This is a genomic window from Pelagibius sp., assembly GCF_028281305.1.
Taxonomy (GTDB): Bacteria; Pseudomonadota; Alphaproteobacteria; order Kiloniellales; family Kiloniellaceae; genus Pelagibius.
The window spans coordinates 40,475-49,459 of record NZ_JANQKD010000062.1; the positions used below are offsets into that span (position 1 = coordinate 40,475).

Here is an 8,985-nt window from a genome sequence, read left to right on the forward strand (position 1 = left end):
AAGAAACATATGGGGCTCCGCGCCGCCGCGGACAAGCTGCGGAGCGACGCCGTCAGGCCTCCTGTCCTAGGTAAACTGTCAGCGCGAACTGACCCGACGACAGCCGCAGCGACCATCTGAACAGGGCACCGACTACTCCGCGGCCTGTGTCCCGCGCGCAGCGAAGTGCCGTTCCATGTCGCGGCGGCAAGCGACGCTGGGGTCATTCGCATCGACGACCACGTCGTCCCAACAGAGCGCCGCGCCCTCGGCCACCGGCCGCGCCAGCGTGATGCCCTGCGCAAGGCCGAGCGGCAGACATCCCCTGGCGAGGCTGTCGGCCGCCGGCATCAGCTTGCCCCAGACCGTGTAGCCGCCCTCGCCGTCCAACGTCTCTCCCGCCTTCAGGTCGCGCTTGGCCGTGGCGACCACATCGCCGTTCCAGCCGCGCGGCGCGCCTGTCGGCTGCCCCAGCAGGCCGGCATAGGCGACCGAGATGCCGAGCTCCAAGCCGATCAGGTGATAGGGCTTGTACATCGCCGCGTAGCGCCCCTCCGGATCGCTCGCCAGGCCATACTCGCTGAAGCAGTGCTTCACGTAGTCGCTCGGCGCCTCGAAAACGATGTAGACGCCCCAGCGCAGGTCGCGGTCGATTGCGCCGCCGTCGCGCGCGAGGGAGGAGACGACTTCCACCTGGCCTTTGTGGGCGAGACAGCCGCCTTCCGCCGCCGGCCGCAGCACCTTGGCCAGGTCGTCGGCACCGACCGGCGGGAACTCCAGTCCGCCCGGCGCGGGCGTGAGGCCGGTGGCGTTGGCCACCGAGGCCATTTCGATGGCCGACTTGGTGCCGTCCATGAAGGAGTTGAACATCTGCGGGTTCATGCCGCCGCGCGCCGCGTCCTCCGGGGAAATGCCGTAACGCTCCCAGACGTCGTCGGGCGTGAGGCTGTGGTAGGACGGCAGGTACTTGGTGCCCTTGCCCGCGGCGACCACGGGAAGCCCGCAGGTGCGCGCCCAATCCACCATCTCGCAGATCAAGGCAGGCTGATCGCCGTAGGCAAGGCTGTAGACCACGCCGGCCCGCTCCGCCTCCGCAGCCAGCAGGGGCCCGGCCAGGGCGTCGGCCTCCACGTTCACCATGACGATGTGCTTGCCGTGGGCAAAGGCCAGGCGCGCATGGCGGATGCCGGCTGCGGGATGGCCGGTGGCATCGATGACGACCTCGATCGCATCGGTCCCGAACAGTGCCTCGACGTCGTCGGTAATCCAGGTCGTGCCCTGGGCCAGGGCCGCATCGATGGTCCCGGCACCGGCCTGTTCCTCCGGCCAGCCGATGCGCTGCAAGGAAGCGCGCGCCCGCTCCGGCGACAGATCGGCGATGGCCGCCACATGGAACCCGGGCGTGCGCCCGGCCTGGGAGAGGAACATGGCGCCGAACTTGCCGGCGCCGATCAGGCCGATCCGCAAGGGCTGATCCGCCGCGGCACGGCGGGCAAGAAGGCTGTGCAGGTTCATCGGAGAGTTCCTTCGGGTTGTTCGCTGCCGGGTTCGTCGCTGGCGCGCTACTCAGCCGCCGCGCCCGCCGCCAGTTCGGACAGGCAGTCGTCGGCCAGCGGCGCGATGGGTGCGAAGTCGCGGTGCGCCACCCATTCCGGCCGCTTGAACTGGCGGATGTGATTGTCGACGTGGCAGAGCGAGAGATAGACGATGGTGCGCCGCCAGGGGCTGATGTTGGGCGGGCTGGCGTGCACCAGGTTGCAGTGGAACATCAGCACCGAGCCCGCGGGCCCGGTGGGCGCGACGATGCCACCCTCCTCGGCCAGCCGCGTCACCGTCTCCCGGTCCAGGGTCCAGAGCGGATAGGAGGTGGTTTCCAGGTCGTGCCCGGCCTCGAAGACGCCCTGCTTGTGGCTGCGTGGGATGAACATCAGCGGGCCGTTGACCGCCGTCACCGCGTCGAGGAAGAGGGCGATGTTCATCGCCCGCGCCTCCGGCATCCCATCGTCGCGCGCCCAGGTGCCGTAGTCCTGGTGCCACTGCCAGACCTCGCCGTCGAAGGCGGCCTTGGCGTTGACCTTGTACTGGTGCAGGTAGACCGGCCCGTCCAGCAACTGCATGACGGGCTCCACCAGCCGCGGATGCAGGCCCAGGCGGCGGAAGGGCTCGCTGTAGGTCTGGGCGGCGAAGGCCGTGCGCGCGGCGCCGGAGCTTTCGCGCCAGACCTCCTCGCGCTCCAGCGCGAAGACCCGCTCCGCTTCGGAACGCAGCACTGCGGTCTCTTGCTCCGAAAACACCTGGGGCAGAAAAACATAGCCGTCGCGGTCGAAGTCCGCGCGCTGGGCGTCGGTCAGCTGCATGCGTCATCTCCCTGGGCAAGGCGCCTTCATGCGAGCGCCTCTTGGTTTCGATTTGTCCCAGTATCCCTCAAAGCGCCGCTGCTGGCAAAGCGCTCCGCGGCATCTTGTCCGAGAAGGCTTGGCCCGAGAAGACTTGGCGCTTGGGGGCCGGGCCGCTATCAAGGGGACCAAGGCAAACTCATTTCCGAAAAGGAGTCGTCAGGTCATGGACGAAGAGACCTTCAACATGGAGCTGCGCAAGTTCCTGAAGAAAGTCGGCGTCACCTCCCAGCGCGAGATCGAAGGGGCCGTGCGCAGCGCCATCGACAGCGGCAAGCTCGGCGGCTCCGAAACCCTGAAGGCCAAGATTGTACTCTCCATCGAGGGCCTGGACCTGAGCCACGAAATCACCGGTGACATCTCGCTCGGCTGAGGTCCTTCAGCCGGTCACCACAGCGCGGGCCGGGCGACCATCAGGACAAAGACGCCGATCAGGCTGACAAAACCGACCCAGCCGAGGCGCACCCAGAGCGCGAAAGCCCGCCAGAAGCGATCAGGCAGGTCTGAATCTTGATCCATTGCGGTGATGGCCAGACGCTGCAGGTCCAACTGCAGCTTCACCACCACCAGCCAGGCGGCGCCGGCCGTGGCGTAAAGCAGATAACTGAGCAGCAGCCAGGGTGCGGCCAGGTCGTGGCCGGCCAGGTGGATCAGCCACAGCCCGGTCGCGAGCTGGATGAAGCCCGCCGGCAGGGTGAACAGCCTGTCGGCCAGCACCACCTGGCGGGTCACGCGCGCAATGCCGGCGACGGCACCGCTGCGGCAGGCCACATACATGTGAAAGGCGGTGCCCAGACCGGTGCCGAAGAGAATGAAGGCGCTGAAGATGTGCAGGCCGCGCACGAAAACGTAGGGATCCATCACCGCTCTTCCGCCAGGACCATCTGCACCAGCACGAGCACGAGGATCGGCAGGTTTTTCAGCAGCGGTCCGAAAGGGTCGGCCCACAACGCCGGGGCGGCCAGGGTCAGCACCGCGGTGTAGCTGGCGATCACCGCCAATTGCAGCAGCCCCGTGAGGCGCGGGCGCCAGTTGACCGCCAGCAGGGCGGCGATTACCAGGTCGAGCAGCGAGGTGGAGATGGCTGTGACCGTCGCCAACGCCGGCGGCAGACCGAAGCCGGTCAGCAACGGAAGGGCGAAGGCCTTGAGGGTTGCCAGGCCCAACAGGCCGGAAGCCAGCCACAGCAGCACCAGCACGCCGCGCAGCAGCGGGCGCAAAAGGTAGAGGCGGGCATGCCAGAGGTCCTGGGTCTGGGCCGGGCGCTGTTGCAGACGTTCAGAAAGCGGCGCCGGCTGAAAGCCGATGACTTCTGCGAAGCCGGTCTCCCGCCCGGCGTTGCCGTATTCCATCTGGGCCAGCGCGTTGGAGGACAGCGGCCCGCGGCCGAAAAGATCCCCCAGGCGGCAAAGCGCGCGGACCAGGGACAGCGGGATCGGCAGCGGCCGCGCCGGTGGGCGGCCCAGCCAGGCCCGGTATTGGGCGACGATGGACTTCAAGGTTTCGATCCGGGGCCCAACCGGCTCCAGCACGCGGCGCGCCAGATCGGACCGCTCCAGGCAGGCGATCACCGTCCGGGCGAGGTCTTCGACGTGCAGCGGTCGAAAGGGCTGAGTCCCGCCGCCCACCAGCGGCGTTACCCCGGGGAAAGCGGCCAGGGCGCGCAGCATGGCGGTACCGCCGTAGGCGCCTTCGCCGTAGACCAGCGAGGGCCGCAGCACGATCCAGTCGAGATCGAGGCCCTTCAGATGGTCATCGGCGCGCTTTTTGGAGAGTGCATAGTCTGTCCCGGCCTCCGCGTCCGCGCTGATGGCGGAGATCTGGATCACGCGCTTCACACCGGCTTCCCGGCAGGCGTCGAACAGTGCCGCCGGCGCCAGGTGATGGATCGCCTCCATATCCTGTCCGCGCCCGCCCTGCAGCACACCGGCGCAGTTGATGGCGGCGTCCACGCCCCCCAAACGCTCGCGCCAGACAGCCGCCGTGGTGTCGTGGTTCATGTCGGCGGCAATCGTCTCGATGTCCGGAAAGCGGGCCGCGAGCTTGGCTGGATCGCGCACCGCCGCCACGACCTGGTGCCCCGAAGCAATGAGCGCGGCTGTCAACTGGGCACCGATGAAGCCATTGGCACCGGTTATCAAAACCCGCATCGAAAACGATTCCCCCGACAAACCTGCCGCGGAGTCTAACCGGGCCGCGGTGCAAACGATAGAGGACCGCTTGCCGCGGCTCAGTCTGCCGGGAAGGCGGGCGGCAGCGGCATCTCTTTCTGTTCCATGACGCGGCGGGCGCGGTCCGGGTAATCGGTGATGATGCCGTCGACGCCGAGATCGATGAGGGACGCCATGTCGTCCGGATCGTTCACCGTCCAGACCACGACGCGCAGGCCGAGGGCCTGGGCCTCCCGCAGGTCCTGCGCGCGCAGGTCGCGGTAGAAGGGCGACCAGACGGCGCCGCCGGCCGCCTTCACCGCCGCCGGCGGCGTCACCTCGGACCAGTCAATGGCCAGCCCGCCGATCCAGGGCGAAGTCTGGCGCGCGCCGCGGTCCAGGTTGTCGAGCCAGGACTGCTCGGCGGTGAGATAGACGGTTTCGATCTCCGGCGCGATCTCCTGCACCCGCAGAAGCGTGCGCCAGTCGAAGGACTGCACCGCCGCCCGCTCGGCGACGCCGGCGGCACGGATCGTCTCCACCAGCGCGGCGGCGAAGGCTGCCGGCTCCGCCGAATCGTCGGGCGACAGCGGCGAGATCTTGGTCTCGATGTTGTAGCGGATCTGACCGCCGCTCAGCGCCTCGGCCCGGGCCAGCACTTCGGCCAGGCTGGGAATGGCGACGCCGTCCATGCCCTGCTGCTCGGGATAGCGCCGTGCGACCTGGCTGCCCGGGCGGGCGCGGCCGATGTCGTAGGCCGCCAGTTCTGCCCGGGTGAGGCCGATCACCGGCGCGGCGCCCTCCTCCTCCAGCCAGTTGCCCGCCGCATCGCGGGTGCGCTCCGGCATCAGGCGGCGGTCGTGATGCACCACCACCGCGCCGTCGGCGGTCATCACCGTGTCCAGTTCCAGGGTGGTGACGCCCAGCGCCAGCGCCGCCTCGAAGGCCGGCAGACTGTTCTCCGGCATCAGTCCGCGGGCGCCGCGATGGCCCTGAAGATCGAAGGACGCGGCGATGCGGCCCAGTCCCGCCTCCGGCGGGTCGCCGGGAAAGAAGAACGCCACGGCGGCGAGGCCCAGGAGGCCGAGGGTGCAGCCCAGCCAGAAGCGCGAGGCGCGCGACAGGCGCTCGCGGGGCGGCTCAGCCGGGTCCTTCGGCTCCCTGTTCTCGCTCGGGGTCTCGCTTGGCGTCATGCTCGGCTCGGACCTTCTCCTCAAGGCGCGAATGGGCGGCGCGCATCCAGGCGCCGGTCTGGCGTGCCAGCGGGTCCTCCGCCGTCTCCAGCACGGCGGTCGCGGCGGCAAGCTGCTCCGGCTTTTTGTTCTGGCTGAGCTTCGCCTTGGCCTCAAGCCGCGCCACCGGAATCTCGAAGGCGACGACCCCGCGCATCATGGCCGTCATAAAGCCGTCCTCCAAGCCCTGCGTCGACCAGGGCTGCCGCGCTCCGTCCTCATGCAGGGCCACCAGGCGGTCGAGCATGCCGCGCAGGGCGAGCGGGTCGTCGACGATCCGCGGGATGCCGTAGGCATGCACTGCCACGTAGTTCCAGGTCGGCACCGTCGGCGGCCCACCGCCGTAGGTGGTCGGCGAGATGTAACTGTGCGGGCCCTGAAAGACCGCCAGCGCCTGCTGGCCGCGGGCGGCCAGGGCCTCGAAGTCGCGCCACTGCGGATTGGCGCGGGCGAGATGGGCCAGCAGCGTGCCCTCCGGCCCGCCGTCGGGATTGGGCGCCGGGTCATAAAGGAACGGCAGGTGGCTTGCCTGCGCCACGCCGTCGGGGGCGGTGATCAGGAGGCCGAAGTTGAAGGCCTCGATGACCGCGGCGATCTGCCGACGGTCGTCGAGGCGGAAAGCCTTGGGGACGAACATGGGACGGGGTCCGGTCTGACTGCGGTGCGGCGGCGCAGACTAGGCAGCCGGGCGGTCCCGCAAAAGGGCCACTAGAGACCGAACACGGCGGACCACTTTTCGGCTGATCACCGTCGTCAGCGCAGCACCAGGCGGTAGGCGATGAGGGCGACGAGACCGTAGACGAAGTTCAGCGCCAGCACGGTGGACCAGGGGGTCATGGCGCCGAGGCCGAGTTTGGCGAGCAGCGAGGGCGCCAGCGTCAGCAGCACCAGCGCGACGACGGCGCCCCAGGCGCCGCGCAGCAGGCGGTAGATCAGTGGCACGGCGGCGACGAAGGCGATGGCGATGACGTAGCGGTTCGGCACCACGGCCAGACGCTCGAAGAGGTCGGGACGCAGGAACAGGCCGGCCGCCGCCGCGTTGGCCAGCGTCCCGGCGGCCCCGGCGATCACCACCGCAAGAACCGTTCGCAGGATCAGGATCATGCCCTAGAAGTAGTGCGCCGCAGCGCCGAACGCCAGGATTGTACGCGGCCTCTGGACAACTAAACCGCCAGCGCGCCTCAGCCCTTGCGCTCCACCATCAGCTTCTTGATCTCGGCGATGGCCTTCGCCGGGTTCAGGCCCTTCGGGCAGGTCTTGGTGCAGTTCATGATGGTGTGGCAGCGGTAGAGCCGGAAGGGATCTTCCAACTGGTCCAGGCGCTCGCCCGTCGCCTCGTCGCGGCTGTCGGCGATCCAGCGGTAGGCCTGCAGCAGGATGGCGGGACCGAGATAGCGGTCGCCGTTCCACCAGTAGCTGGGGCAGGAGGTGGAGCAGGAGAAGCAGAGAATGCACTCCCAGAGGCCGTCCAGCTTGGCGCGCTCTTCCGGGCTCTGCGGGCGCTCGCGCTCCGGCGCCGGGGTCTCGGTCTTCAGCCAGGGCTCGATGGAGGCGTACTGCGCGTAGACCTGGGTCAGGTCCGGCACCAGGTCCTTCACGACAGGCATGTGCGGCAAGGGATAGACCTTCACCTCGCCCTTGATCTCGCTGAGGTACTTGGTGCAGGCCAGCGTGTTGGTGCCGTCGATGTTCATGGCGCAGGAGCCGCAGACACCCTCGCGGCAGGAGCGGCGGAAGGTCAGCGTCGGATCGATCTCGTTCTTGATCTTGATCAGCGCGTCCAGAACCATCGGCCCGCAGGATTCCAGGTCCAGCTCGTAGGTATCGACCTTCGGGTTCTCACCGTCGTCGGGGTTCCAGCGATAGACCCGGAAGGTCTTGGTCTTCGCGGCCTCGGCCGGCTTCGGCCAGGTCTTGCCGCTGCCGATCTTGGAATTGGCGGGAAGCGCAAACTCGACCATCGAAATCTTTCTCTTCTCAGACTTCGGGAAAGGCTAAAGGGCGGTCCGTCGATCCCGGCCCCGGCACGCGCCCTAGTAGACGCGCGCCTTGGGCGGGAAGGTCTGGACCTCGTTTGTCAGGGTGTTGAGGCTGACCGGGCGGCTGCCGAAGCGCACCTTGCCGTCCTCGCCGCACCAGGCCAGCGTATGCTTCATCCAGTTGGCGTCATCGCGCTCGGAGAAGTCCTCGCGGGCGTGCGCGCCGCGGCTTTCGGTGCGCTGGGCCGCCGATTCCATGGTCACCTTGGCCTGGAACATCAGGTTGTCCAGTTCGAGGGTCTCGACGAGGTCGGAGTTCCAGATCATCGAGCGGTCGGTCACCGCGATGTCGCCGCGCTTCTGCCAGGCCTGGTCCAGCTTGCCGACGCCTTCTGAGAGCGATTCGCCGGTGCGGAAGACGGCGGCGTGGCTCTGCATGGCGCGCTGCATTTCCAGGCGCAGCTCCGCCGTCGGCGTCTCGCCCTTGGCGTGGCGCGTTCGGTCGAGGCGGTCGAGGGCAGAGTCGCCGGCATCCTCCGGCAGCGGGCGCTGGGTGTCGCCGGGGGTCAGGATCTCGGCGCAACGCTTGGCCGCCGAACGGCCGAAGACCACCAGGTCGAGCAGCGAGTTGGAGCCCAGGCGGTTGGCGCCGTGCACGGAGACGCAGGCCGCCTCGCCGATGGCCATAAGGCCGGGCACCACGGTGTTGGGGTTGCCGTCCCTTTCGGTCACCACCTCGCCGCTGAAGATCGCCGGGATGCCGCCCATGTTGTAGTGGCAGGTGGGCAGCACGGGGATCGGCTCCTTGGTAACGTCGACGCCGGCGAAGATGCGCGCGGATTCGGAGATGCCGGGCAGGCGCTCGTGCAGCAGCGCCGGCTCCAAGTGTTCAAGGTGCAGGTGGATATGGTCGTCGGCCTCGCCTACGCCGCGGCCGTCGCGGATTTCCATGGTCATGGCGCGGCTGACCACGTCACGGCTGGCCAGGTCCTTGGCCGAAGGCGCGTAGCGTTCCATAAAGCGCTCGCCCTCGGAGTTGGTCAGGTAGCCGCCTTCGCCGCGCGCGCCCTCGGTGATCAGGCAGCCGGCGCCGTAGATCCCGGTGGGGTGGAACTGCACGAACTCCATGTCCTGCAAAGGCAGGCCGGCGCGCGCCACCATGGCGTTGCCGTCGCCGGTCTGGGTGTGGGCGCCGGTGCAGGAGAAGTAGACCCGCCCGTAGCCGCCGGTGGCGATGATCACCATCTGG

General features: G+C 68.6%; 10 protein-coding genes. 1 reads left to right on the forward strand and 9 read right to left on the reverse strand.

From position 1 onward, the window contains the following. Window positions 1–132: 132 nt before the first annotated feature. Window positions 133–1,494 (reverse strand): NAD(P)H-dependent oxidoreductase, encoded by a 1,362-nt coding sequence (locus tag Q0982_RS13250; RefSeq protein ID WP_299396331.1) that lies wholly within the window; start codon window positions 1,492–1,494, stop codon window positions 133–135. A gap of 47 nt (window positions 1,495–1,541) precedes the next feature. Then, entirely contained in the window at window positions 1,542–2,336 is a 795-nt protein-coding gene (locus tag Q0982_RS13255; protein WP_299396333.1) for a phytanoyl-CoA dioxygenase family protein, read from the reverse strand. 205 nt (window positions 2,337–2,541) lie between these two features. Between Q0982_RS13255 and Q0982_RS13260 the strand changes: the two genes are divergently transcribed. Next, on the forward strand, window positions 2,542–2,748 hold the full coding sequence (locus tag Q0982_RS13260; RefSeq protein ID WP_299396334.1) for a DUF6494 family protein: 207 nt from the start codon (window positions 2,542–2,544) through the stop codon (window positions 2,746–2,748). Window positions 2,749–2,762: 14 nt separating this feature from the next. Here Q0982_RS13260 and Q0982_RS13265 read toward each other — a convergent pair whose 3' ends face one another. From Q0982_RS13265 to Q0982_RS13295, 7 genes are all read right to left on the reverse strand, one after another. Beyond that, window positions 2,763–3,236 carry a DUF2269 domain-containing protein gene (locus Q0982_RS13265; protein WP_299396335.1) on the reverse strand — a complete coding sequence of 158 codons (474 nt, stop codon included), beginning with the start codon at window positions 3,234–3,236 and terminating at the stop codon, window positions 2,763–2,765. After that, a complete protein-coding gene (locus tag Q0982_RS13270; protein ID WP_299396336.1) occupies window positions 3,236–4,525 on the reverse strand; it encodes an NAD(P)H-binding protein in 1,290 nt (429 codons plus the stop codon). Before Q0982_RS13270 ends, Q0982_RS13265 begins: the two co-directional genes overlap by 1 nt. An 80-nt stretch (window positions 4,526–4,605) precedes the next feature. Then, complete coding sequence (locus tag Q0982_RS13275; RefSeq protein ID WP_299396338.1) at window positions 4,606–5,718, reverse strand: glycerophosphodiester phosphodiesterase; 1,113 nt, start codon at window positions 5,716–5,718, stop codon at window positions 4,606–4,608. Continuing rightward, on the reverse strand, window positions 5,666–6,394 hold the full coding sequence (locus tag Q0982_RS13280; RefSeq protein ID WP_299396339.1) for an FMN-binding negative transcriptional regulator: 729 nt from the start codon (window positions 6,392–6,394) through the stop codon (window positions 5,666–5,668). Before Q0982_RS13280 ends, Q0982_RS13275 begins: the two co-directional genes overlap by 53 nt. A gap of 116 nt (window positions 6,395–6,510) precedes the next feature. Continuing rightward, window positions 6,511–6,861: a hypothetical protein gene (locus Q0982_RS13285; protein WP_299396341.1), complete on the reverse strand. Its 351-nt coding sequence runs from the start codon at window positions 6,859–6,861 to the stop codon at window positions 6,511–6,513. Window positions 6,862–6,938: 77 nt separating this feature from the next. Then, entirely contained in the window at window positions 6,939–7,718 is a 780-nt protein-coding gene (locus Q0982_RS13290; RefSeq protein ID WP_299396342.1) for a succinate dehydrogenase iron-sulfur subunit, read from the reverse strand. Between the two features lie 72 nt (window positions 7,719–7,790). After that, window positions 7,791–8,985, reverse strand: a 1,195-nt coding sequence (locus Q0982_RS13295) for an FAD-binding protein (protein WP_299396344.1), incomplete at its 5' end; no start/stop codon positions are given.